21 protein-coding genes are annotated in these 24205 nt (G+C 50.0%); 8 read left to right on the forward strand and 13 right to left on the reverse strand.

The window, feature by feature from the left end; genetic code table 11:
• Positions 1-25: 25 nt before the first annotated feature.
• Positions 26-823, reverse strand: a complete 798-nt coding sequence (locus B153_RS0125035) for a hypothetical protein (RefSeq protein ID WP_020599490.1) — start codon at positions 821-823, stop codon at positions 26-28.
• Between the two features lie 118 nt (positions 824-941).
• Between B153_RS0125035 and B153_RS0125040 the strand changes: the two genes are divergently transcribed.
• Entirely contained in the window at positions 942-2423 is a 1482-nt protein-coding gene (locus B153_RS0125040) for a sensor histidine kinase (RefSeq protein WP_020599491.1), read from the forward strand.
• A gap of 12 nt (positions 2424-2435) precedes the next feature.
• On the forward strand, positions 2436-3119 hold the full coding sequence (locus tag B153_RS0125045; RefSeq protein ID WP_020599492.1) for a response regulator transcription factor: 684 nt from the start codon (positions 2436-2438) through the stop codon (positions 3117-3119).
• Positions 3120-3191: 72 nt separating this feature from the next.
• Here B153_RS0125045 and B153_RS0125050 read toward each other — a convergent pair whose 3' ends face one another.
• From B153_RS0125050 to B153_RS0125075, 6 genes are all read right to left on the reverse strand, one after another.
• The gene (locus B153_RS0125050) at positions 3192-3653 is read right to left on the reverse strand and encodes a hypothetical protein (protein WP_020599493.1); all 462 of its coding nucleotides are present in this window, start codon (positions 3651-3653) and stop codon (positions 3192-3194) included.
• A 154-nt stretch (positions 3654-3807) separates the two neighbouring features.
• On the reverse strand, positions 3808-4371 hold the full coding sequence (locus tag B153_RS0125055) for a Crp/Fnr family transcriptional regulator (protein WP_020599494.1): 564 nt from the start codon (positions 4369-4371) through the stop codon (positions 3808-3810).
• Positions 4372-4561: 190 nt separating this feature from the next.
• On the reverse strand, positions 4562-6259 hold the full coding sequence (locus tag B153_RS0125060; RefSeq protein ID WP_020599495.1) for a sodium:solute symporter family transporter: 1698 nt from the start codon (positions 6257-6259) through the stop codon (positions 4562-4564).
• 179 nt (positions 6260-6438) lie between these two features.
• Complete coding sequence (locus B153_RS0125065; protein ID WP_020599496.1) at positions 6439-7404, reverse strand: YihY/virulence factor BrkB family protein; 966 nt, start codon at positions 7402-7404, stop codon at positions 6439-6441.
• Between the two features lie 191 nt (positions 7405-7595).
• The gene (locus B153_RS0125070) at positions 7596-8096 is read right to left on the reverse strand and encodes a hypothetical protein (protein WP_020599497.1); all 501 of its coding nucleotides are present in this window, start codon (positions 8094-8096) and stop codon (positions 7596-7598) included.
• A gap of 1 nt (position 8097) precedes the next feature.
• On the reverse strand, positions 8098-8649 hold the full coding sequence (locus tag B153_RS0125075) for a DUF4468 domain-containing protein (protein WP_020599498.1): 552 nt from the start codon (positions 8647-8649) through the stop codon (positions 8098-8100).
• Positions 8650-8944: 295 nt separating this feature from the next.
• On the opposite strand from B153_RS0125075, the gene B153_RS0125080 reads away from it, so the two are divergent.
• The 3 genes from B153_RS0125080 to B153_RS0125090 all read left to right on the forward strand — a co-directional run bounded on the left by B153_RS0125080 (position 8945) and on the right by B153_RS0125090 (position 11363).
• A complete protein-coding gene (locus B153_RS0125080) occupies positions 8945-9598 on the forward strand; it encodes a hypothetical protein (protein WP_020599499.1) in 654 nt (217 codons plus the stop codon).
• A gap of 119 nt (positions 9599-9717) precedes the next feature.
• Positions 9718-10608, forward strand: coding sequence for an alpha/beta hydrolase (locus B153_RS0125085; RefSeq protein ID WP_020599500.1), 891 nt, complete (start codon positions 9718-9720; stop codon positions 10606-10608).
• Between the two features lie 167 nt (positions 10609-10775).
• Positions 10776-11363 carry a Crp/Fnr family transcriptional regulator gene (locus B153_RS0125090; protein ID WP_020599501.1) on the forward strand — a complete coding sequence of 196 codons (588 nt, stop codon included), beginning with the start codon at positions 10776-10778 and terminating at the stop codon, positions 11361-11363.
• A gap of 58 nt (positions 11364-11421) precedes the next feature.
• On the opposite strand, the gene B153_RS0125095 is transcribed toward B153_RS0125090, so the two are convergent.
• From B153_RS0125095 to B153_RS0125115, 5 genes are all read right to left on the reverse strand, one after another.
• Positions 11422-13008: an FAD-dependent oxidoreductase gene (locus B153_RS0125095; protein ID WP_020599502.1), complete on the reverse strand. Its 1587-nt coding sequence runs from the start codon at positions 13006-13008 to the stop codon at positions 11422-11424.
• A gap of 93 nt (positions 13009-13101) precedes the next feature.
• Entirely contained in the window at positions 13102-14538 is a 1437-nt protein-coding gene (locus B153_RS0125100; protein ID WP_026262437.1) for a RagB/SusD family nutrient uptake outer membrane protein, read from the reverse strand.
• A gap of 46 nt (positions 14539-14584) precedes the next feature.
• A complete protein-coding gene (locus B153_RS0125105) occupies positions 14585-17980 on the reverse strand; it encodes a TonB-dependent receptor (protein WP_020599504.1) in 3396 nt (1131 codons plus the stop codon).
• Positions 17981-18208: 228 nt separating this feature from the next.
• Positions 18209-19330, reverse strand: a complete 1122-nt coding sequence (locus B153_RS0125110; protein ID WP_020599505.1) for a FecR family protein — start codon at positions 19328-19330, stop codon at positions 18209-18211.
• A gap of 123 nt (positions 19331-19453) precedes the next feature.
• On the reverse strand, positions 19454-20059 hold the full coding sequence (locus B153_RS0125115) for an RNA polymerase sigma factor (RefSeq protein WP_020599506.1): 606 nt from the start codon (positions 20057-20059) through the stop codon (positions 19454-19456).
• A 198-nt stretch (positions 20060-20257) separates the two neighbouring features.
• On the opposite strand from B153_RS0125115, the gene B153_RS0125120 reads away from it, so the two are divergent.
• Both B153_RS0125120 and B153_RS0125125 read left to right on the forward strand, forming a co-directional pair.
• A complete protein-coding gene (locus B153_RS0125120; RefSeq protein WP_020599507.1) occupies positions 20258-20833 on the forward strand; it encodes a cupin domain-containing protein in 576 nt (191 codons plus the stop codon).
• A 107-nt stretch (positions 20834-20940) separates the two neighbouring features.
• On the forward strand, positions 20941-21966 hold the full coding sequence (locus B153_RS0125125) for a sensor histidine kinase (protein WP_020599508.1): 1026 nt from the start codon (positions 20941-20943) through the stop codon (positions 21964-21966).
• 48 nt (positions 21967-22014) lie between these two features.
• Here B153_RS0125125 and B153_RS0125130 read toward each other — a convergent pair whose 3' ends face one another.
• The gene (locus B153_RS0125130; RefSeq protein WP_020599509.1) at positions 22015-22374 is read right to left on the reverse strand and encodes a T9SS type A sorting domain-containing protein; all 360 of its coding nucleotides are present in this window, start codon (positions 22372-22374) and stop codon (positions 22015-22017) included.
• 336 nt (positions 22375-22710) lie between these two features.
• Between B153_RS0125130 and B153_RS0125135 the strand changes: the two genes are divergently transcribed.
• Positions 22711-23721 carry an SMP-30/gluconolactonase/LRE family protein gene (locus B153_RS0125135; RefSeq protein WP_020599510.1) on the forward strand — a complete coding sequence of 337 codons (1011 nt, stop codon included), beginning with the start codon at positions 22711-22713 and terminating at the stop codon, positions 23719-23721.
• Positions 23722-24205 lie beyond the last annotated feature (484 nt).

A 24205-nucleotide genomic window follows, 5' to 3' on the forward strand; every position in this document is an offset into this window, starting at 1 on the left:
TTCTCTTCCCCAAGCCCTATTCGATCTAATTCCGCTCGTTGATCATCAATTTTTGCTGGAAGTCGGCCATGGCTTTCTGGCGAAGGTCGGCCAATTGTTCGGGGGTAACCGTCTGCGCTTTGACTGTTGGCATTACCGAACTGGCATCGGGTCCAGAGGCATCTACTTTGGTGGCTTTGAACTGTTCGCGGCTACCTTCAATCAGTAACACCACGCCACTGTCGGGCGTTAGTTCGTGGATGGGCGAGTAGGTAAATGGCAGCTCGTTGGTAATCCAGACCGTGTAGGTTTCTTTTTTGTAAGGGATTTTTGCTTTTCGGCAGGTATAGCCCGCAATTTTTTTGGTCTGGTTCGAGAACTCCCAGCCGCTCGCTCGTTGAAGGGGCGCTTCGGCCTGATACGTTTTAGCTTCTGCGTCTTTCCCTACGGTAAGCACAGTAACCTTTTTCAGACCATTCAGGTCCACATACACCTGTTCGGTAAACGGGCGGAGTACCGTATGGGTCTGGACTGGGCCGTTGTCGCCCCGAATGTGAATAACGGTATTTTTTTCATCCCGAATTTCTTTGGCATAGTGGTTGGCAATCTGCGTTTTGAGGCCAAACATCCGGGCATCGGGAATACCAGTCGGAAAGCGTGGGTCGCCTGGTTTGATGTCTTCACCGTTGATGTTGATGCGCATGCTGCTGGGGTCAATGGAACGGACACCTTCATACGAAATCTGCCCGGCCCAATCGGAACCTGATGGGTTCTGAGCGAGTAGTGGGCCAGCCACATACAATACGGTCAATAGACTGAAAATACGACGAATAAGCGGTTTCATAAAGAATCAGTTGATTTGGTGAGCCAAAGGTCAGGCGGAGTTTTGTAACGTACTGCTATATAATGTTAAGTAGTGTTAAGGGCTATACAAACACCAGCCAGACCATGTAGCTTTGAGTATGAACTGGCGTATTCGTTCCATTTTCTGGCTGATGACGTGCTGTGTCATCGGTATCAATGCCTTTCAGGGGTACTGGCTCTGGACTACCTATCAGCTTAACCGACAGCAGTTTAGTCAGACGGTGCAGGATCTATTGCTTCAGGTTCTGGAACGCCAGCAGGTGGCTCAGGCCAGCCGTTTGCTGAATACGAAATCGTTGGGAGAAGATCCAAAAGGGCCGCGTGTTGTTGTCCGTCGATACAACTCATCGGGTGAAGCAGGTGTAGGGGCGGAACATACGCAGGTGATTATTAACTCAGGTTCTGGGGCTTTACGTGCAAACGGTGAAAACACGCCCTCTGGCCGGGTCGTGACTTATCGCGTCAATGTCCAGGCTGGTGATAAGCCATCGATGATCACTGCCGATACACTCGCCCGTCGGATTTCGAGTCTGGTTTTGCTGGATTGGTCGAAGGGGGGTATGCTGGATTTGACCAGGCTGGAAACGGCCTACCGTACTGAGCTTGAGCGTCGTGGAATATCATCACCTTTCCAGCTCGATACCCTGACCATCCGACCTCGTGCCGATGGAGAAGATATCTTGATTGTTCCGCGAAATGATGAAGAAAAAGCATACGGTGGAATACGTACTTTACCTGCCCCAGTTAACCCTGCAAAGCATCTTTTTGCCCGGGCTTCGTTCCCGTCGCCCGCGTCGTATCTACTGGGTCGAATGGGTTGGTTGCTGGGTAGTTCGGTATTTCTGTTGTTGCTGACGACGGGGTGCTTTTTGTTCATGCTGAGTACCATTCTGCGGCAAAAGAAGCTGGCGGAGGTGAAAAATGACTTCATCAACAACATGACGCATGAACTCAAAACACCTATTGCTACGGTTACTGCTGCCGTAGAAGCCATGCAGCATTTTGGTGCGTTGGCTGATCCGAATAAAACAGAGAAGTACCTTTCCATTTCAGAGACAAACCTGCACCGATTGTCGGATCTGGTCGAGAAAGTGCTGAATCTGGCCGTTGAAGAAAAGCGTGAACTGGTACTACACCCCGAAGCCATAAACCTGTACGGGCTTACTGCCGAACTTATCGCTAGCCATCAGGTAAAAGCGATTAAATCGGTCACATTTGAGGTCGACATTCCGGCTGATGCTGTAATTACTGTAGACCGTATTCACTTCGGGAATGCCCTTAATAACCTGATCGATAATGCCATTAAATACTCGCATGAGCGCGTGCATATTCGGTTGGCTTATAGGCCGAATGAACCTGGTTGGCAACTATCGGTGACGGACAATGGCATCGGAATTGCCAGGACGTATCAGTCGGTCATTTTTGATCGTTTCTTCCGGGTGCCCACCGGCGACCTGCATCCCGTGAAGGGTTTTGGGCTAGGGCTGGCCTACGTTCGGCAGGTAGTGGAGCGGCATGGGGGGCGGATTCAGGTGCAGAGTGAGCCCGGAAAGGGAAGCGAGTTTTCAATTATCCTGTAGTTTACATTGTATATGCCTACCGTTTTGCTGATCGAAGACGAACCCGCCCTGGGAATGATTGTTAAAGACAGTCTGGAAGTTCGTGGGTTTACGGTTCGTTATGCGGCTGATGGTGTCGAAGGGTTAACGTTGTTTCGGGAAGAGCCCCCCGACATTATCGTGGCCGATGTCATGATGCCTCATATGGACGGTTTCTCACTCACGCAGCAGATTCGCCAGACCGACCCCGATGTCCCGATTCTATTTCTGACGGCCCGCTCGCAAACGGCTGATGTGGTGCGTGGTTTCGAATTAGGGGGTAATGATTACCTCAAAAAACCGTTCAGTTTAGATGAACTCATTGTTCGGATCAATGCCTTGCTCCGACGCAATCGCACCCCCAGGCCAGAGCGTGCCGAGCCGGATGGAGTGCGCATTGGCCGTTATCAGTTCGACCCACCTAAACAAAAACTGTCGCTCGATGGCTCTGAGTTACTTTTGTCGCATCGGGAAGCGGAGTTGCTTCGGCGGTTGTACGAACAGCGCAATCAGGTGCTGGAACGAGCGGTCGTATTGCTCGAACTCTGGGGCGACGATAGCTTTTTCAATGGCCGGAGTCTGGATGTATTCATCACGCGGCTCCGTCGTCATCTGCGCGACGATCCAAGGGTACAAATCGTAAATGTTCGGGGAATTGGTTATAAACTGATTGTGTAAGCATCCGCCCGTGAGGTATCCCACCCGGTTCATCAATTCGAGCCGTTATGTTGTAGAACAGGAGCGACAGTGTTAATGGATGACAAACGAATAGCTGATACCAGGTGTCGGATTTATTTTCACATCATGGTCTTTTGCCAGCAGAGCCATACCGCCAATTCGGAGGTTTAATCCTTTCCAGACCATCCAGCGAAAACCAGCTTCAAGTCCCATTGCATTTTGCTCGTTGTAGTCAAGGTTCGTGCCTCGTACATACGAAATACCTGCATAAAAGGAAGACGGATTTTCCTGTTTGCCAACGGGCAGAAACCAGGTTGTTAGGCCGATTTTGATGAATTTTGTGGTAATGCCTGGTTCCAGCGCGGTGATATAATAACCTGCATGTACCGATACTTGCTGATGGCGATATTCCAGTCCGATGGAAGGATTCCGAAAACCATTAAGGCTAATTTCATGCTTAGGAAAGCGACTTTGTGAAAAAACCGTAGTTGATAAAAGAGACAGAAAAGCAACGATTGCCAGCTTGAATTTCATAAGAATGTTCGTTTTTGATTGACGATGCAAAGGTCAGTCGCTTAAAAATGAGGCTACTAGACAAATGTCCAAAACGAAAACGCAGTAACTTCCTGATCGGAATTACCGCTTCTTAAGGCTAGAAAAAGTTGAGTGTAGGCGTGCAAAAGTGCTGTTATCGAATGGCACTGCGGATACGGCTGAGGTGTCGAGGAGTTACCCCCAGAATGGACGCCAGATACTGGAGGGGGATTTGCTGCAAAAGAAAGGGCTCGTCCCGGAGCATTTTCTCGTAGCGTTGTTCGGCGGTCAATACAATCAGATCGATTCGACTGGCGTCGATACCGCAGATGGTGCTTTCCAGAAGGGTAATATAAAAATCTTTGAACTGCGGAATTTCGTTGATCAACGCCTGAAGGTTGGGTTTGCTGATGAGGCTGATGCTCCCGTCGGTCAACGCCCTGATATTTTCGAGGGCTGGCGTTTCGCTGACAAAACTTAAAACCGAAGCCAGAAAGGTGTTTTCAATGGATATGTAAGTTGTCTTTTCTTCGCCATCCTTAAGCACATAGTACTGAAACAGGCCACTTTCAACAAAGCCAATGTGTCGGCTTGTCTTCCCAAACTGGACAACAAAGTCGTTCTTTTTGAATACCCTGCATTGAAACGAAGCTAGAATTTTCTCCAGATCAGAACCCTCAAAGCCGATGCTGGTGAAATATCGTTTTAGTTTTTCCATGAGGGAGGGCCGGAGGAATTATCTGAAATCAGCGATTAAGGCAAAGGTAGGAAGAAGTTTAAGCTGTTGATTGATAATCGGTTTGGCCTTTGTGTGTGATGGCATCAAGTCAAAAAGGCCAAAAACAAAAACCAGATGTCTTTTCTACTTGAAAAAAGACATCTGGTTTTTGTTTGTTATGTTGGGTTAATTACCAGAAGCGAACGTATAGTACCGTTAGAATCAGCATGATAACCGTAATCATAGCCGTAACGGTAGGTGGCAGACGGAACATGCTGGTATCGATCTTGAACGCTTTCGGATTCACAGCCGGGCCTGTCAGGCTAATCAATACCATCGCCAGAACGGTGAAGAAAAATGCCCAGCCCATAGCCACCAGGAACGGAATTTCGTATACCCCATCGGCATTTTTGAAGGCCGTGTAGAGGATCGTTTCAGGACCGAACCACTCAGGAGCAAAGTTGTTGAAGAGCGTGGTCAGGGCGAAGCCGAGCAGGATACCCGCCACCGCAGCCGCGCCCGTGGTGCGCTTCCAGAAGAAGCCCAGCAGGAACACCGCAAAAATACCGGGACTGAGGTAGCCCGTATACTTCTGAATGAACGTAAACCCACCTTCGCGGCCAATGCCCAGCGCATCTTTCCAGGTCAGCGCGATGGACAGCAGCATAGCGATCAGGATCGTCACCCGTCCGGCCCAGACCAACTGCTTTTCGGAGGCATCCTTCTTAATGTATTTGTGGTAAATGTCGAGCGTGAAAATTGTTGAAATCGAGTTGGCTTTACCTGCCAGCGATGCCACAATAGCGGCTGTAAGAGCCGCCATCGACAAGCCTTTCAAGCCATTGGGCAGGAACGACAGGATAGCCGAGTAGGCATTGTCGGCCAGAAGTTTTCCGCCGGGGGCCATTTCGTTCTGAAGACCCCCATTTTTATACAGCACATAGGCCGCAATACCAGGCAGCATAACGATCAGTGGCATAAACAGCTTAATCATAGCCGCAAACAGGATACCCGTACGCGCGGTTTTCAGATCGGCACCCAGCGCACGCTGCGTGATGTACTGATTACAGCCCCAGTAGTTCAGGTTTACGATCCACTGCCCGGCAAAGTACATCGTAATCCCCGGTACGGTCAGGTATTTGTTTACTTCAACCTGTGGCGTATTGGGTCCCGGCTTTTCGAAGATCAGGTGGAAATGGTCGTCGGCATCTTTCATCATGGCTGAGAAACCTGCCAGTACATCGTTGCCCAGACCGAACTTCTGGCTCACCAGCGTTAGGGCAATGTAGCTGGTTACCAGACCCCCGATCACCAGCACAACGACCTGAAACACGTCTGTATACCCAATCACTTTCATGCCGCCCAGTGTAATGATCAGCGCGAAGATACTCAGACCGATAACGATGGGGTGAAACGAAGCTGGCCCTACCAGACTACTGATGGCCAGCGCACCCAGAAACAAAATGGAGGTCAGGTTGACGAACACATACAGAAACAGCCAGAAGATAGCCATGATCAGGCTGACCGTTTCGTTATACCGCGTTTTCAGAAACTGCGGCATGGTATAAATGTGGTTTTTGAGGTAAATAGGCATAAACCACACCGCCACAATGATCAGGGCCACAGCCGCCAGCCATTCATAAGCCGCAACAGCTACCCCAAACGTAAAGCCGTTGCCCGACATACCGATAAACTGTTCGGCCGAGATGTTGGAAGCGATCAGCGAAGCCCCAATGGCCCACCAGGTCAGCGACCCTTCGGCCAGAAAAAAGTCTTTGGTATCGAGTTTAGTTTTCTGTTTTTGTTTGTAAATCCAGTATCCGTAGGAGGAAACGCCAATAAAATACAGGAAGAAAATTATGTAATCTGTCTGGTTAAGCTGGTTCATTGTAACAGCGCGATAAGTTGGTTTTGGGAATTAGCGTGTAAAAAAAAGATTATTTCTCTAAATAGGACTACTTTATGTTAAAATCATTTAGAGATTGGCTAATCCAATACCATATTTTCAGGTTTTCGTTTGAGATTTAGTAGGGCCTGGAACCAGACAGACTACTCTCAACCGAAGAACTACTGCTTCGCCTGTTCCACTTTTTTTTCAATTGGAATCTCGGATACATCCCGTTCCCGTTCGGTTTGTTCAACATACACGGCATAATCGGCCGGTTCGATGCGGACACCGAAATGATTCGCATACGCCTGGGTGAACTCTGCCCCAAAATAGAGAATGGCGGCTGTGTAGTAAATCCAGGTCAGAATCACGATCAATGAGCCAGCCGCTCCGTAGGTCGAGCTGGTGCTGGTGGTTTCGATGTAGAGACCGATCAGATAGCGCCCCAGCATAAAGAGTAAAGCCGTGAAAACAGCCCCCAATCGAACATCCTTCCAGGCGATCTTTGCATCGGGTAGCACCTTGAAAATGATACCAAACAAAATCGTAATGATGCTTGTGCTCAGCAGAAAATTAAAGGCCATAACGATATACACGCCCAAACCCGGCAGGAAGCGGGTAAGCTGATTACTCAACGCCAGCACCAGCCCGTTAATAACCAGTGAGACCAGTAGCAGAAAACCCAGGCTAACCACCAGCGACGACGATAGTAGCCGGTCTTTGATGAGTTTTAACCAGCCTCGTTTCGGTTTGGCCTTAACCCGCCAGATCAGGTTGACCGAATCCTGAATTTCGATAAAGATACTAGTGGCCCCAATCACCAGCGTCACAATGCCAAAAGCTAGTGCCGTGTTGGTTTTGCCCGACAGGCCCACACTTTTGATCATGTCCTGAATCTGCTTGGCGGCCTCATTGCCCACCAGACCGTTGATCTGGGAGAAAATCTGCCCACGAATGGCTTCTTCGCCCAGAAAAATACTGGTCAGCGACATGATCAGTACCAGAAGAGGGGCCAGCGAAAAAACAGTATAGTATGCCAGGGCTGCACTCAGTTTCAAACAACGGTCGTTCTGAAAACCATTGAACGAATCACGGAGTACAATCCAGGCATCTGAGAAGAATCCTTTCACCCGTTTCGTTGCCATAGGATTGCTGTTTCGTAAAATCGGTTCTGGCCATATACTGACCAATGGTATAATCTTGATATGTACCAAAATAACCGGAATACAGCCTGGTTGTTGGCAAACAGACGGGTTTTCTAGGAAAAGCTAAGCCTGATGGGAGGAAGAGCTGACGAGGAAATGAAGAACGGATGGCATACACCTGAGTCGATGAACTAGGTTTTGTTGCCGCCGAGTGAAGCCAGCCAGCCAATGAGACTACCTAAGCCAATCAGAACAGCCAGTACGATCAGCATCCATTTGAAGATGTTCAGAAAAGGCCATTTGACCATGAAACAAATGGCAGCAATAATACCGATAATAATCAGTACGCTAATACCCAGCCCGATGAACAGCATATAGGCAGAACCAATCCCTGAGTCCCGGCTGTCGTTGTAGATGGCGGCTTCGCACAGAAAATTGACTACCAGAAAAATCCCGATCAGGCTGGCGAGTCCAACCCGAAGGAGCCACCACCATTGCCCCCCTGGCACCCAATACAGCGTAGCGAACGCAAGCAGGACACCTAAACCCGGTAAAAACCAGCCTGCATTGAGTAGTTTGTCATGATCGTTGGGCGGAAGCGGCTGGCTGAACGAAATAAATAACCCGGTAAGGGCCAGCAGTCCGACCCAAACGAGTTCGGGGCCTAGCAAAAAGGGAAGCAAACGGTTCATCTTAAAACGTTTTGTAATTTTTGACGTTTTCCTGGAAGCGAGCGAGCGTGTTTTTAAGCTGTTTATCAAGCTCTGCGTAAATAGCCTGAAGGTCTTTGTCGCCTTTCAGGCAATACCATTCAATCGGTGTCGACCGGGCGTTTCCGGGTTCTTCAAGTGTGATTTGCGTAAGGGTGGCCCGGTATTTTCGATTGGCACATTCCACAATAAAGCTATACCGGAACGTATACAAACCGCCTGCCGAATGCTCGGTACGGGGCAGGGTTACGGTTTGTGTCATTCGACCGACCAGGTCGCCGGTTTCCTTGTCACTGAGCGAAACTACATCGTTTGTGGAATGGCTCGATTGTATGAGCCATAAACGCGCCCGCCGAAACAAATCGGCCTGGGATGCGCTACCGCAGTCCACGACATCAGTATAGGTAACGGCCTGATTCGTTACGGGTAGTATACCGTGCAATTTTTCGTTCGTCAGGGTGGGTGGACACTGCGCCTGCACTGATCCAACGATCAATAGTCCGGCTGCGAAAAAGGTAAGAAAGCGCGAGTTCATACAATTTGTTGTTCAAAACGGTTGATTGACTGTTCAGCAGGGGCCCTCTGGTTGTCGGAGAGGTTAAAAAAGAGGAAGGGTTGTAAACCGATGTAAAGGTAGTCTGCCGGGCAGCCGTTAGGCCAGTTGGAGTTGGTAACAGGTGGCCAGCAGCCAATAAGTAGCGTGAAAAGAACGGTAGTCTGTTGGCCTATTCATGCAGTTCATCGCACGTATTCGACAGTTCACCCAAAAGAGCGTTTCAGGCGCCTAGGCCACTCATTAGATTTGTATACCCGCTAATCAGTATCAATCCATGAAACCGTTTGTCTCTTTGCTCTTTCTGTTGATCGGCAGCCCTTGTTTGGGTCAATATATCCCACTGGGGGCCATTACCCAGTGGACGGATGGCTACGTAGTGACGCATCAGAACGATACCCTGCGTGGTCAGGTGCGGATAGGCGCATTGGTCAACGACTCGCCCGCCAGCATTGTGATTCGTACCAGCGACACGGATAAAATCAAACTGAAAGGAGACGAGCTTCGGCTGGTGGCCCAGCGGATTCCCGATTTTGCCTACTCAACTGGATATATTCCTCGTGGCCGTGAGCTGGTTATCTTTGAACGGGTCCCCAATCCACGTCGAAACGGAAAACCGATGCTGCTGGAACGATTGACCCCTTTGGGGGGTAGCGTGGCGCTGTATTTCGATGCCGCCGGCTGGAAGAAAACTACCGAGTATACCTTTGGTAACTTCACCATTGAAACCGACCATCAGGATTTCAGCTATATCGTTCTGAAGCATGGACAGGCGAGTTGGGTGGCTAAACGAGGTGATATGGAAGCCGTCCACGACAGACTCTTCGGCGACTGTCCGGCGTTTATCCGAAATTATCCATCGGCTACACGTCGTAACTGGCGTGAATTTGGCGAAATGGTCGCTTCCTACAATCAGCTTTGTTCGAAGTAGTGAGGCTGGAATTAAAAAATATTAATCCAGAACCTGGCTTTTGGGGTATATATTGGCGTATCGTCCATCAGGCTGCCACGACGTATAGCGGCTGATTCTTCAGGATGAGGTTGTCTATTATGTCTCTTTTGCGATTGCTCTGGCAAATTCCCCTTGTACTGATTGCGCTTGTTGCCGTACTGATTCTGGTGAACGAATACGCCATTGCCCGGTCCAGCCGGCGTACGAAAGACATTACATACCGCCCGGCCAATGCCCCGGGCTTTGATGCTGAGCGCAATAGCCTGGATGTGTATGCGCCTACCGACAACCCTTCCGGCCCAAAGCCTGTAGTCGTTTTTATTCATGGTGGAAGCTGGAACAGCGGTAACAAGAATATCTACGCGTTTATAGGGCGCCGTTTGGCCAAACAGGGTGTAGTGGCTGTACTGATCAATTACCGCCTGGCCCCGGCCGTTGAGGTACCCGATATGGCGGCCGATTGTGCACAGGCTGTTCATTGGGTGATGGAGCATATTGCCGAATACGGGGGCGATTCGTCGCGGATCTTTCTGATGGGGCATTCGGCAGGTGGCGGATTAGCGGCTCTGCTGGCTTCCGACGATCAGATTCTGGCGAAGGTGGGTATGACGCACAATCCGATCAAAGGGGTTATTCTGGATGATCCGGCTGGGCTGGATATGTTCGACTACCTTAGCCGGATGGACTACCCCGACGACGAACACTACCTGATTCCGTTCGGAAAAAAACCAGACATTTGGCGGAGTGTATCGGCCCTGTATTCACTAACAGCCCATACGCCCCCTATGCTGGTATATGTAGGCGATCAAACGTATCCGAGCATTATCAAAAGTACCCGGCGATTTCTTCAGCGACTTCAGGAACTGGGCGTTACCCATGAATTTACCAGGATGCCCAACAAAAAACATGTTGGCATGGTCACACAATTGTTCTGGAAAAACAACGTCATCTATCGCGACCTATTGGCGTTTGTTAACGCTCGACGTTAAAGTAGAAGCCTACCTATAGTTATGCGGGAATTAGCTGTTTTAGTGCCAGACCATACGTCGATTGCTTTTTGCTGTAATTGAACTATTTGAGATTTCTTCTAATGCGCTTGCCCAGTACGTTCAGTTTATCGTTATATTTATAATAAGGTGTTCATAGCGAACGGATTATGGGCGATATCGACTTGCTGAAATACGCGTTACACGAATTTGCGGGGATTGATGATGCCGAATTTGACCGCTCGCGGCCTTACTGGGAAAAGAAGCACTACCGAAAAGGGGAATTCTACAACGAGTACAAAAACGTGTGCAAGCACCTTGGTTTTGTGCTGGATGGCTTTTTTCGGGCGTATTGCGTACATGATGAAACGGGCGAAGAGAAGAACGTATTTTTCTTTTCGAAACATCAGGTCGTGGTGTCGTATAAAAGCTTCGTTAATCAGACGCCCTGCAGCTATCACACAGAGTCGATGGTCGATTCGACGATTCTGTACATTCACATTAACCACCTGACGCAGTTATATCAACAGTCGCACCAGTGGGAGCGGTTTGGTCGGCTGGTGGCCGAAAAGGCATTCAACATTGCCATGACCCGTACCGAAGATTTTCTCTTTCAAACCCCCGAGCAACGCTATCTCGATCTGATCACCCAGCATCCTGAGATTTATAATACCATTCCGCTGTACCATATTTCGTCTTATCTGGGTATTCAGGGACCTTCATTAAGTCGCATCCGAAAACGAATGGCTGGGCGTTGAGACATAGAGACGATTTTTCGGGGTCGGTTCTAAGAAACCGACCCCGAAAAATCGGGCTTCATTTTATGTCTTTAGTTCCGTTCCAGACCTGGTGGTCGATGCTGATGATAACACCTTTCTCACGCAGATGGGTTTGTAATTCGCTCGTGGACAGTTGCTGAACGGCTTTTTTCTGATGAACCGCCATTGCTGCTGCGATACCGGCACTATTACCCAGTTGCATCCAGGTCGATTCGACGCGTAAGGAACAGAACCCTACATGCGAAGCGGATACGCATACTGGAACCAGTAGGTTGGTGCATTCAGTAGGCTTAGGTGTAATGGCCCGGTACGATACTTCATATGGCTTGGTAATCGATTCCCAGATTCGCCCTTCATTGACAAATTGGGTTTTCGAAACGGCTACCCGCTGAACATGGTGGCTATCGATCCAATGAGAGCCCAGGCAAATGGCGTCGGGTTTTGTTCGTTCGTCCAGAATATCTTTCTGCGTCTGGATGTACGCTCCCACCATGCGCCGGGCTTCGCGAATGTACAGGTAATACGGGAAGTTTTCATTGTCGGTAAACTCGTCGGCACTAAATCCATACGAAGCCGTTTCCTGACGTAAAGCATCCGGGACCGACGGGTCGTTGGCGAGGTAGTACATCAGCCCCAGTGTCCAGGCTTTATGGTCGTCGTAAATGGCTTTCCGACGGGTATAACTGGCCTCAGGGTAATCGACATTACCGCCGAAGTGCCCCAGCGAAATCACCGCCTTCTGCTTGTTGTTGGTTTCAAACTTGCCCTTCGGATAATTCCAGGCATACATATCGATGATGTCGCGTAGTTTCGTTTCGGGATGATTTTTCAGCAACCGGGTGAGCAGCAAATAACGCTTAGGGTTATACGCGGCTGGTTTGGGAAACGGACGGCGATCCGCATGAGTCGACATCATGAGCCGGAAATTGTAATTCATAACCCGATCACTGGCCTGCCCTTCCGTCAGGGTAGATCGTTCGACAAAACCGGGAAGCAACTTCCCCTTGTCATCATAGGGTGAGGCATCAATAGGCGTATCGATAAAACGTATCCCCGCCAGCGACTCGCCGTATTGCTCTCGATTTTCGCGCCCATGCGTATGTGAAACCCCTACTTTAGCCATCAGGTCGCCTTCGTAGGTAGCGTCGATAAATACGGAACCTGTGTAGCGATTGCCGTTAGTTAGGGTGATGGACTGGACGGTGGTTCCTTGCTTGGTGGCCGATTGCACGAACGCATCGTACACGACTGTTACATGAGCTTCCTTCAGTAGATCCAGAAACGTTTTTTCAGCAACGTGGGATTCAAAATAAAAGGTAGGACCGTTGATGCCGTAGAACTTGCCTAGTCGCTGATAAAATTCCAGTGGTAGCCCCGAAATGGTTTCTTCGATCATGTGTTCGGACTCGGCTGTACCGATGCCACTGGTATTGAGTCCACCCACGTGTCGGGTTTGTTCTAACAATAGAACACGGGTACCTTCGCGGGCGGCTGCTACGGCAGCAATGACCCCACTGGGTGTGCCTCCATAAACGACAACATCATAGGAAGTGGCCTGATGCGGAATAAATGCCTGAAAGGCCCAGCCAACCAGTGCCAGACAGACTGATAAAATAGATTTCATACGAACTGATTTCGTTAAATGCATGATGAAATAGAACCGAGAAAAATCAGCTAGCCATCAACGGACGGCTAGCTGAATAACCAACCTATCGAATTAGAAGCCAGGGTTTTGAGTTAAGGCCGGGTTTGCATCTCGCTCGAAAGTCGGAATCGGGAAAAGTAGGTATTTCTCCGAAATCGTATAACCTTGTTTCTGAGCGGCTGCCAGCAATTTTCCTGTGCGGAGCAGATCCCACCGGCGGTGCCCTTCGCCCGCCAGCTCCCAGCTTCGTTCCTGCAATACCGCGTCACGGAACTGCGCTTGTGTCAGTCCGACCAGATCCTGTGGACCCGTATTGGCTGCCCCTTTTCGTGCCCGTGCCCGAACCAGGTTAATGGCGTTGTAGGCTTCGGTACCTGGGCCATTTAGTTCGTTTAGTGCTTCGGCATACATTAGCAGCACATCAGCATACCGGATGACCAGGAAGTTGTTGCGGGCCGATGAAGACCCACAGGCATTGTAGTCCCAGTATTTGTCGAGGTGTGGACCTGTACGCGACTGCACAACTGTACCGTCGGCCAGAGTTTTCTGGGTGATCACAGCCACCTGCTTGCGATAGTCGCCCACTACAAACGAGTTGGCATAGGCGTCGGTTACCTGAAAGGAGCCGCCTGTCAGGTTAATAGGATAGCTGAAATAAATAGCGAAATTGGCGGCCATCGAGCTACCATACTTAGGCTGGATGCAGCTAAACTGAATGGAGAAAATATGCTCGGGCCCGTTTTCTTTTTCCGGGGTGAATACGTCCTTGAAATCCGGCACCAGACTGTATGTTTTGGCGTCGATCACCTCTTTCGCTTTGGCAGCCGCATTGGCCCAGTCTTTACGGGTCAGGTATACTTTGGCCAGGATCGATTTGGCAGCGCCAACCGTGGCCCGCCCAATTTCGCCAGCGGCTGTATAACTGACTGGCAACACTTTTTCGGCATCCTGCAAATCCTGAATGATCTGTTGGTAAACCTTGTCGGTTGGGTCGCGGGGAATCTTGACATTGACAACGTCGGTTGTCGTTTTCACGACCAGTGGTACATCGCCAAACGCCTGAACCAGATTGAAGTAATGTAAGGCTCGAAGAAACTTGGCTTCGCCCACAATCTGATCCCGGAGTTTGGTGTCCATCGCAATCTTAGGTACGTTTTCGATCACCCGATTGGCCCGGTCGATGGTGACATAGGAACTGGTATAAAAACTATCGAAATAGCTGGTAGAAGCCGTGTATTTGAACTGGTCGATTTCATTGGCAACTGGATCGCCATCGCTGCGGACCCATAGGTCTTCTCCACTCAGATCGCCCAGAATGATCATGGGCATCTGATAAATGGCCTTAGCCCGGTCGTAAACGGCATTGACAGCCGTTGTGGCATCGGCCGCATTGTTGAATGAATTAGATTCACTCAGGAAACTAAGCGGAACTTCTTCCAGATTGCTTTGGCAGCCGCCCGCGGTCAGCAGACCGCTCAGGAGGATCAGTATAGAGATGATTCGATTCATGACATTCATAAAGTTTATATCGTGTCGTTTGACAATTAATCGGAGATCAGAAAGTGAGGGTGCCACCAATTGTGTAGGTGCGGGAAATCGGGTAAGCGAAATTGTCGATCCCGTAGGTGGTGTTACTGTTGAAGTTCGAGTTCACCTCCGGGTCGTAGCCCGAATACTGCGTGAACGTGAGCAGGTTTTGCCCGCTGACATATACCCGTGCGGCTTTAATGGCTTTGGTTTTGAGCGGAAGTCGATAGCCCAGCGATACGTTTTTTAGCCGCAGGAACGAGCCGCTTTCGATCAGATAGGAGCTATTTGAAATGTTCCACTGCCGGGCCGACGGACGGCTATTCGACGGTTTTTCTGTTTGCCAATGGTCGTCGATGAAGCTTTTCAAAGGCGTAGCACCGGGATCGGTTTCGGTTACGCTACGGGTGTAGTTGAAAATCTGATTGCCCTGCACCCCCTGAATAAATACCGACAGGTCCATCCCCTTGAACGAAACGGTATTGGTTAGCCCATAAATAAACTTGGGTAAGCCATTGCCAATGATAGTCCGGTCGGTTGTATTGTTGAAAACTCCATCGCCGTTTACATCTTTAAAGCGAGGGGCTCCACCCAGGTCGCCCGTTTGCGCCAGCGTTCCGGCTGCTTTGACGGCATCGGTCGATTGCCACACACCATCGAAAACCCGGCCGTAGAACGAGCCAATCGGCTCACCTACTTTGACAATCGTTTGCATGCCCGTATTCGGGTCGGTAACCAGATACTGATCGGCATCGGCCAGTTTTAGCACCTTATTGCGGTTGAAGGATAGGTTACCGGAGGTTGTCCACTTGACTTTGCCAGTCGTATTGACCGACGAAATGCCCAGTTCAAAGCCGTAGTTCTGAAGACTGCCGATGTTGCGGGTTACGGTGGTGAAGCCCGTTGTGGCGGGGAGGTCAATCGCTAGAAGCAGATCGGTGGTCGTTTTGATGTAATAGTCGGCCGTAAGCTGAAAGCGGTTATTGAGTAAACCCAGATCGACACCACCGTCGAACTGTCCGGTTTTCTCCCAGCGCAGGTCGGGGTTGCCAATCGTAGACGCCTGGGTAGTAAGTACTTCGGTATCGCCGAAGACGGTACGAGAGGTCACGTAGGAAGACAACGAATTGTACAACCCAATGCCATCATTACCCGTAAAGCCGTAGCTCAGCCGGAATTTTAGGTCGCTGATCAGCGGACTTGATTTCAGGAATGGTTCGTCGGATACCCGCCAGGCAAAGGCTCCCGATGGAAAGAAGCCATATTTGTTGTTAGTGCCAAAGCGGGAAGAACCGTCGATCCGACCCGTAAGTGTGAACAGGTAGCGATCCTTAAATCGGTAATTGACCCGGCCCAGATACGAGTTCAATCCCCATTTTTGTACCGTTGTGGTTGGCGCTAGCAGTACCGAACCCTGGCCCAGGTTGTTGGCACCCAGTGTATAGTTAGCGAAATTCTGGACTTCCTGATACGCGCGATCCTCGCGGTTCGACTGGAACGTAAGCCCGGCTACAATATCGAATGCATGATTGGAATTCAGCGTTCGCGAATAGGTCAGCGTATTTTCATTCAGCAGGTTTACGTTGCTGGAATTACCGGTTGATCCATAGCCGTTTAACGTATTGGCAACCAGCGTTTGGGGGGTGTAAAAGACATTCCGTCGGCTGGTGAGCAGGTCGGCTCCTACACTGACCCGCGCAGTTAGTCCGTCTCTGATCTGATATTCGGCAAACATATTTCCCAGCACCCGATTGGTATACAGTACGTTGGTCGAGGTACGCAGGACGGCAACCGGATTAGGTATACTGGCCATGCCTGAGCCTGGGCCTACGTTCAGCAATTGCCAGTTTCCGGTAGCGTCATAGACCGGGCTGGCTGGCGAAATAGTCCGGGCTGCACCAACCGGCCCATTGGTACCAGCTTCGTTGATGCCGTTGTTAATGCTGTAGGTGACCAGAAAGTTGGTGCCGATCTTCAACCGATTGCTGAGTTTTGCATCCAGATTCATGCGTCCGGTATACCGTTTGAAATTATTGGCAATCACAATTCCATCCTGATTGAAATAGCTGCCACTAACCAGATACCGAAGTTTGTCCGTTCCACCCGATGCCGAAAGCTGGTAGTTCTGCATGGGGGCAGCTCGGTAAATCTCTTTTTGCCAGTTGGTGCCAATGCCATATTCTGATGGCTTTTTCGGATAAGCAGCGGTATAGCCGTATCGTTCTGCAAAACCCAGATTGCGCAACTGTTCGTTTTTGAGGGCGGTTTGGTCTTCGGCTGTAGCCAGGTTGAGCATTTTGGAGATGTTGGACACACCGTAATACGCTTCAAAATCAATGTTTGACGAGCCTTCTTTACCCCGCCGGGTCGTTACCAGCACCACCCCATTGGCCCCTCGGGAGCCGTAAATAGCCGTAGCCGACGCATCTTTCAGGACTTCAATGCTCTCAATATCATTAGGGTTAATGGTCGACAGCACGTTCGGGAAATTGCTCGATCCACTAGCTCCCTGTGCCGATGCCGGATTCGTTACCGGGAATCCGTCGATGACATACAGCGGGTCGTTACTGGCCGAAATCGAATTGCCCCCCCGCACACGGATGGTAACACCACCACCGGGAGCGTTCGACGCATTCGTGACCTGAACCCCACTGACCCGGCCCTGAAGCGCCTGATTGAAGGAAGAAATCGGTTGCGCTTTTAGCTCGTTGGTTCCAATGGAGCTAACGGCGCCGGTCAAGTCTCGTTTTTTGACCGCGCCATAACCAATCACCACGACTTCGCTGAGTGCCTTGTCGTCGGTAGCTAAGCGGATAGAAAGAACAGTTTGATTCCCGATGGTAATTTCCTGGGTTTGATAACCGACAAAGCTGAATACCAGCACAGCGCCCTTTTCAGGAACAGCAAGCTGAAATGTACCCTGGCTGTTGGTAGTCGTACCGCGCTGCGTGCCTTTCAGTAATACGCTGACCCCCGGCAGAGGTTCTCCTTTTTCGTCAGAAACGGTACCCGTAATAAGCTGGTCGATAGCCATTATAGGGGGTGCTGGCAATGCCGATCCGGTCGGTTCTTTTCGCAGCACGATGTAATTGCCCGAAACCTGATAACTGATGTTCAGCGGTTTTAGCAGCCGCTCCAGTACCGTTTCGAGCGGATCATTGGTGGCCCGGATCGACACTTTCTGTTGCGTTTCAACGACCTGAGGAACGTAGGTGAATTTGACGTTGGCTGCTTTTTCGAGCCGACGGAGTATGGTTTTTAAATCCCTATTCTCGAATTGAACGGAAATCGGTCGGTTCAATAAATCCTGCGCCATACCGTCCCGGGCGGCTGTCAGGCTGACCGAAACCAGAGTAATGAGTAACGGTAAACAGGTGATTTTCATAAGGGTAAAGAGGGTAAAGGAATCCCGGAATTTTTTCATACTTTTAACCAGTTTTTGTTCGATTGAATTAGAAAGCAGAGGGCAAAAACATCCCCGTCCCCGCTTTTTCAGGGTTGTTGCAAGGCCGGAAAACAGAGGAGCGACGTGATAGAAGGCTGGACATCGGGTTAATGCTGGTTGCAACAGGATTAGCCGGCTGTCTGGCCTTTTTTGTGTGTGAGGTTACGGTTGTTTCATCAGGATGGGGTTTAGGGTTTACAAATTTGATTAAGGAGCCGGGCAACCGGGACCTGAAACGATAATCCGGGTGCCCCAGACTTCATAGGTAGCGCCAATAGTCTGGCAGATTATATCTAACTTTCTGAAAAGCGGTTCGTTGCCCAGCGGTGCGGTCAAATTACAATGACTGAAGGTGGTGGTATCGTACTGAATGGTGACGCCGTAAGCCTGCTCCAGTTTATGGAAAACCTGGTTGACTGGTGCATTTTCAAAAACAAAATACTGATTCGTGCTGGGTTGCTGAATGAGCGTTGGGTTGTCGACCAGCCGTTTGGTCAGTTGCTCGCTTCGGGTATCGAAAATAGCCTGCTGATTGGACGTCAACAGTAACCGATTCGCGATTTTGCCGTGATTCTTTGCGGCTTCCAACATGGCTTTTAAAGTAAAGACGGCCACTTTCCCGGTCCGAACGGCTACCGATAGCGTCGGGTTTTTCGGCAATGCCTTGATCGTAAAACTAGTGCCGACCACCTGCGTCACTACCTTGCCGGCATATACAAGGAAGGGCTGCTGGGTGTTGTGCGTAACCTCAAAAAAACCTTCTCCCTCCAGGTGCACCTCCCGTTTTGCCGAATCGAAAGTTTTCGGGTGACGAAGTCGACTATGAGGCTGTAATACCACCCGACTTCCATCGATCAGACGAACCGAAAGAGGAGAGCCTGTTTCATTGGTCTGTTCCACCAGCGGTTCGTTGGTCGCGAACGACCAGCCATGTTGTACTACGGATCGGTCGGAGGAAAGGGTATTGGCTATAAACCACCAACCGAAGCCTAGTAACAAAAGAACAGCCGCAGCAGCCGCCCACCCCCACCGGAAGCCGATAGGGCGTTGTATGGGTTCCGATGCTGGCTCAATTGTATCAATGTCCTGAAGCTGACGCTGAATCCCCGCCCACATTTGCCTGCCCTGTTCCTGCGTAGGGAAGCGCTGGATGTTCCCGACAGCCTGCAGAAAAGCTCTGGCGGTTGCCACAACGGCTTGCTTTTCGGGATAGTGCTCCAGAAAATCGGACCAGAATAAATCGGTTTCGGCGGTTGGCTGACGGACCGACCGCTGAAAAAAATCATCCTGAGCCAGTTCTTCAACCGTATAATCACGGTAATTCGGCATAGGTATCGGGTAGGGGAGTAGTGTACAACGGCACTTCTAAAAGAGAAGAGAACGGTCGACCTAAAATGTCCCCTTGTTTTTTGAAAAATATTTTCAGTTCCGTTCGTATCAGGTCAGCTTGGCTCAGGAGAGACACCAGAGCAGGAAGCCTAGCAAGGGAGCCAGGTAAGGAGCCTGTTCGCGTAAATGACTCAATGCTTTGTGAAGGGTATTGCGAACCGATTTTTCAGTAATTCCCATAATTTGGGCTATTTCTTCATGCCTGAAGCTCTGATAAAAGCGCAGGGTAATGACTTCCTGCTGGCGTTGGGGTAGTTTCGTTAACGCCTGGGTTAAACGGTCAATCAGTTCCGACTGCTGCTCCTGACTGATCAGTATTTGCTCGGCTGAATAGTCGCTGGAAATTGTATGATCGGATTCGGGTAGTTCGGTTTCGAAACCATGTTCTTTTTTGCCCAGAAGGTGGATTTTTCGTCTGAGCGATCGAAACAGATAGAATTTAACCGATTGTGCCAAAGCGATCGAATGCCGCATTCGCCAGACGTCGACAAACAAATCCTGAATGGCATCTTCTACCAGCGTTGTATGGTCGGCTACTTTATATCCGTAGCTGTATAAGATCGCATAAAAGCGCTGGTAGAGTTCGGCAAAAGCAGCCTGATCGTCCCGTTTCAGGGCGCTCCAGAGCTGTTCGTCCGACTGCCATTCGCTATGTAAATCGCCCGCCAATTCGCCTTTATTTCGATGTAGGAAATGGATTTTTTATAAAGTTACTACCTATAATGATATTTCTAGAATTTTGCTGGAATTCATTTCATGAGTGCCTCTGACGCTTCAGTAGGCATAAGTACCGCTTCAGGCAATTGATACTCGGCAGTCGGTTCGTTCGGGAGCAACTTTGCTGCATCAGGCCAAAATAGCCATTGTATGCAAACGTCGAAGATTGCTGCCTTAAAGAAGGGGCGCACCATTATAAATCCTGTTCTGAAAGATGAGGTTATTTTTCTGGAAACCAGCCGTGAAAGCAATGGCGCCCAGACGCTGGTCGAGGTAACCTTAGCCGCTGGCGGTGGAAACCCATTGCATTACCATGAAGATTTTTCGGAAGAGTTTACCTGCCTGGAAGGCGAATTGAGTATCCAACTGGGGCAGCAAATCATTCGGCTGAAGCCGGGTGAGTCGGCTACGGCTCCGGCTTTTAGTAAACATCGGTTTTTCAACCAAAGCCAACAGCCTTGCCGATTCCGATGCCGGATTGCACCGGGCTGTCCTGGTTTTGAGCAAACGCTCCAGATTATGTATGGTTTAGCCCGGGATGGCCAATCCAATGCCCACGGGATACCGAAAAGTCCCTATGCGCTAGGATATACAGTTATGATCGGCGGTACGTATATGACGGGTTTGATGGCCTTGTTACAGCCTGTTTTGCACTGGCTGGGGCGTCAGGCGGTACGAAAGGGAATTGCAGCGGAGTTGCAGCGTCGCTACCTGACGGTGTGGTAGTAGGCCACAGGAGCAGGTTCTGTCATGAAGAGTCCAGTTAGCTGATCTGTTCCGTTGGTGAAGCCGATATAAGCCGTATTTTTGATGACAAATGATTTGTTTGTCCTATGAAGCAGTGGGTCCTATTTGACCGATACGATTTTCTCATCTACTTGCTGAATTACCCCGCCGTATTCATCGCCAACTATGTCGTTTTCGGTCCGGCCTATTTTCATGATCGGTCACTTTTTCTGGGCGCTACACTCATCACCAACCTATGTGGTATTGGCATTTTTGTATCGTTGACCCTCTGGATGAAATACATGCGATTTTTGTATGGAGGCCCCGATCAGTTTGGCCAGCGGCTGCTCTATTCCATGCTGATGTATGTGGGCGTTATGATGTCAACCATTCTGGCTATCTACTGGATTTTCGATCAGCTTGGCTATCCGTACAAACCCGAAACCATACCGTGGGTTCTGATGATTGGCTTCGTGACCAACGTTACATCGGCAGGCTGCCATGAGTCGATATTCACCTATAACCAGTTGCGGGAAAGTACACAGCGCGAGTATCGGCTCAAGCAGTTGCACATGCAGCAGCAGATGGACGTCCTCAAACAGCAGGTCAATCCGCATTTCCTGTTCAATAGCTTGAATTCATTACTTACCCTCATTGGCGAAGACCCCCGGCAGGCCGAAGTATTTACCGAAGAGCTGAGTTCGGTTTATCGATACGTGTTGCGGGCCAATGAACAGGATCTGACCGACCTGGCAACGGAACTGGATTTCATCCATTCGTATACCCATTTGCTAAAGACGCGGTATGGGGCTGGCTTTCACGTATTTATTCAGGTCGATCCCCGCTTTCAGACGTATCAACTACCGCCACTTACCTTGCAATTGCTGGTTGAAAATGCTGTTAAGCATAACATCGTCCTGAAAAACAAACCGCTTACGGTTGAAATTCAAACCGACAGCCTTGCCAATCTGTATATTCGGAACAATATCCAGAAGAAGAAGCAGGGAGTGGCCTCGAATGGGGTTGGCCTGACGAACATTCTGGCTAAGTATGAAGTGCTGGGCCAGCCCCGGCCATCGGTGCGAGAGGAAACAGGACAATTTGTGGTTGCTTTACCCCTGATCCCGGCTTAGCATTTACCGCGACGGCGTCAGGTAGGCGAAATGCTCAATAAGAAGTTATTATACGTCCTGCATCACAAAACTCTCATTCGGATTTGCCTGTACGACGAACGTTTTGGTGATGGTCTGATGATCCGTTTTTAGGGTAAGATGGTATGTGCCAGTACCCAGGTTCGCAAAATCGAACTGCTGGTGCAAACCTTTCTGAAGCGACACGTTGCTGCTGTACATTGCCCGACCATTGGCATCCAGAATGGCAAGCTGCCCTTTAGCCTGAAGGGGTTGTACATAGAGTTTGATTTTGTGATCGTTGGTCATAACAACACGGGTTACTGAAGCCGAAGCGGGTGCTGTTGAAGAATGGGCAAACGATGCGGTACTGGCTACCAGGCCCAGCATCAGAACAAGTACTTTTTTCATGGCGTATAAAATGAATCGTTTGTAGACCGCTCTGGCGATCTGATGGAACAAAGTTGCATTCTAGTTTACAGGACCGAAAATAGAAGCCGACGAGTGTCAGAAAAAAGCGGATGAATTTGGGTTTTTGCTGGATGAGTATGGTTCGTGGGCTTGGTTGTCAGGTTCTTATACTGTCAATAGTTAGAGGATTCCGTTGCCTGGTTCTGCGCAATAGTACCAGTCATGCATTGGACTGGCTGGATAAAAATGTGTAGGTTAGGGGAGCGGGGCGTTTCGTTTGATAGGGCGATTTCCAGATACGTAACCCGGCATGATGTTTACTTTTTCCAACAACTTATGCGCTATTCCATCCTGCTCATTAGCTATGTGTTTCTAACCGGATACATCCACTTCTCCGCTTCGGGGCAGATGCCGAAATCCGCCAGTGCGACGATACATCATAGCCAGATGGCTTTTCAACTATCCGAAACGGGGTTGATTACGGAAGGCATTGCATATGATCCCAAAACCAGTACGTTTTATATCGGCAGTGTACATGAGCGAAAAATCATCCGATATGTTGAAAAACGGGAGCCAGTTACGTTCTCTCGGCCAGATGATCGTCTCTGGGGTGTTTTCGGGATGAAAGTAGACCCCGAACGGCGGTTGTTATGGGTGTGCACCTCTGCTTTGCCGCAGGCCAAAGGCATTACGGCTACTACGGATGGGCGTTCGGCTCTGGTTGCTTATGACCTCCGAACCAATCGGCTAAAACAAAAGTATCCAATTCGGGAGGATGGGAAAGCCCATCTGTTAGGGGATCTGGTGCTGGCCAGCAATGGAACCGTTTATACTACTGATAGCCGTACGCCCTGGATTTACCGACTGGATGCGGGAGCAATCGATATAGCACCTTTTCTGACCGATACATTATTTCGTTCGCTTCAGGGGTTGGCTTTATCAGAAAATGAGAAGACCTTATTCGTAGCCGATTACCGTCGCGGCCTGTTGGCTGTTGATCTGGAAACCCGACAGGTTACCTGCCTATCCTGCACGCAATCCGTGGACCTGAGTGGAATAGATGGACTATACTATTACCAGAATAGCCTGATCGCTATTCAGAACCGACGCAAGCCGTACCGGGTTTGCCGAATTCGACTGGCCAAATCGTCACGGGCCATTGAACAGGTCGATACGCTGGATATTGACCACCCGCTGGCTACTGAGCCTACATTGGGCACGATTGTTGGCCATCAGTTTTATTACATTGCCAACAGCCAGTGGGACGCATTCGATGAAGCGGGTAAGCCTGTACCGAACTACCCGGCCCAGAAACCAACTGTTTTAACGCTCCCACTCGACTACTGAGCTAATTCTGGATTTGAACCGATGCGGTGGCATTATCGAACGTGAGCTGGGCGTTTGCCCCAAACTGAATGGTTTTTGCCGTCGCGTTTGGAATGGTAACGGTAACGGTGTGCCCGTCCGCAATTTTGACTACATCGCACAGAGTAGGCACCCGCCCACAACTCCAGGTGCCCACCGACGACCACAAACCCGATGCCAGACTCTGACAACTCCCCCGAGACACCACAATCTCATCGATGCGCAACTCGTCCCGGGCATTGCTGCCCACACCCGTCCAGTAGTACTGCCACAACAACTGAACATACGGCTTGTTGAGGGCGGCTGCCGGCAGCGCTACCGGACCCAGCACCTGGCTNTGCCCCGCCGTGGCACTNCGCTCATACTCGACGGGGTTGTTCTGACTATCCAGCACATCGGTGAAGGGGCCTGAATCGCCCACCCGGTAGCGCAGCCGGATGCGGTACTGACGGGGGTTGGGGGTCAC

The sequence above is a fragment of the Spirosoma panaciterrae DSM 21099 genome (assembly GCF_000374025.1).
In the GTDB taxonomy this organism is placed as follows: Bacteria; Bacteroidota; Bacteroidia; order Cytophagales; family Spirosomataceae; genus Spirosoma; species Spirosoma panaciterrae.

What these genes read in the sequence shown, in the direction of transcription:
- B153_RS0125035 (WP_020599490.1), bottom strand. Translation starts at nt 823, where the DNA reads ATGAAACCGCTTATTCGTCGTATTTTCAGTCTATTGACCGTATTGTAT.
- B153_RS0125040 (WP_020599491.1), top strand. Translation starts at nt 942, where the DNA reads ATGAACTGGCGTATTCGTTCCATTTTCTGGCTGATGACGTGCTGTGTC.
- B153_RS0125045 (WP_020599492.1), top strand. Translation starts at nt 2,436, where the DNA reads ATGCCTACCGTTTTGCTGATCGAAGACGAACCCGCCCTGGGAATGATT.
- B153_RS0125050 (WP_020599493.1), bottom strand. Translation starts at nt 3,653, where the DNA reads ATGAAATTCAAGCTGGCAATCGTTGCTTTTCTGTCTCTTTTATCAACT.
- B153_RS0125055 (WP_020599494.1), bottom strand. Translation starts at nt 4,371, where the DNA reads ATGGAAAAACTAAAACGATATTTCACCAGCATCGGCTTTGAGGGTTCT.
- B153_RS0125060 (WP_020599495.1), bottom strand. Translation starts at nt 6,259, where the DNA reads ATGAACCAGCTTAACCAGACAGATTACATAATTTTCTTCCTGTATTTT.
- B153_RS0125065 (WP_020599496.1), bottom strand. Translation starts at nt 7,404, where the DNA reads ATGGCAACGAAACGGGTGAAAGGATTCTTCTCAGATGCCTGGATTGTA.
- B153_RS0125070 (WP_020599497.1), bottom strand. Translation starts at nt 8,096, where the DNA reads ATGAACCGTTTGCTTCCCTTTTTGCTAGGCCCCGAACTCGTTTGGGTC.
- B153_RS0125075 (WP_020599498.1), bottom strand. Translation starts at nt 8,649, where the DNA reads ATGAACTCGCGCTTTCTTACCTTTTTCGCAGCCGGACTATTGATCGTT.
- B153_RS0125080 (WP_020599499.1), top strand. Translation starts at nt 8,945, where the DNA reads ATGAAACCGTTTGTCTCTTTGCTCTTTCTGTTGATCGGCAGCCCTTGT.
- B153_RS0125085 (WP_020599500.1), top strand. Translation starts at nt 9,718, where the DNA reads ATGTCTCTTTTGCGATTGCTCTGGCAAATTCCCCTTGTACTGATTGCG.
- B153_RS0125090 (WP_020599501.1), top strand. Translation starts at nt 10,776, where the DNA reads ATGGGCGATATCGACTTGCTGAAATACGCGTTACACGAATTTGCGGGG.
- B153_RS0125095 (WP_020599502.1), bottom strand. Translation starts at nt 13,008, where the DNA reads ATGAAATCTATTTTATCAGTCTGTCTGGCACTGGTTGGCTGGGCCTTT.
- B153_RS0125100 (WP_026262437.1), bottom strand. Translation starts at nt 14,538, where the DNA reads ATGAATCGAATCATCTCTATACTGATCCTCCTGAGCGGTCTGCTGACC.
- B153_RS0125105 (WP_020599504.1), bottom strand. Translation starts at nt 17,980, where the DNA reads ATGAAAAAATTCCGGGATTCCTTTACCCTCTTTACCCTTATGAAAATC.
- B153_RS0125110 (WP_020599505.1), bottom strand. Translation starts at nt 19,330, where the DNA reads ATGCCGAATTACCGTGATTATACGGTTGAAGAACTGGCTCAGGATGAT.
- B153_RS0125120 (WP_020599507.1), top strand. Translation starts at nt 20,258, where the DNA reads ATGCAAACGTCGAAGATTGCTGCCTTAAAGAAGGGGCGCACCATTATA.
- B153_RS0125125 (WP_020599508.1), top strand. Translation starts at nt 20,941, where the DNA reads ATGAAGCAGTGGGTCCTATTTGACCGATACGATTTTCTCATCTACTTG.
- B153_RS0125130 (WP_020599509.1), bottom strand. Translation starts at nt 22,374, where the DNA reads ATGAAAAAAGTACTTGTTCTGATGCTGGGCCTGGTAGCCAGTACCGCA.
- B153_RS0125135 (WP_020599510.1), top strand. Translation starts at nt 22,711, where the DNA reads ATGCGCTATTCCATCCTGCTCATTAGCTATGTGTTTCTAACCGGATAC.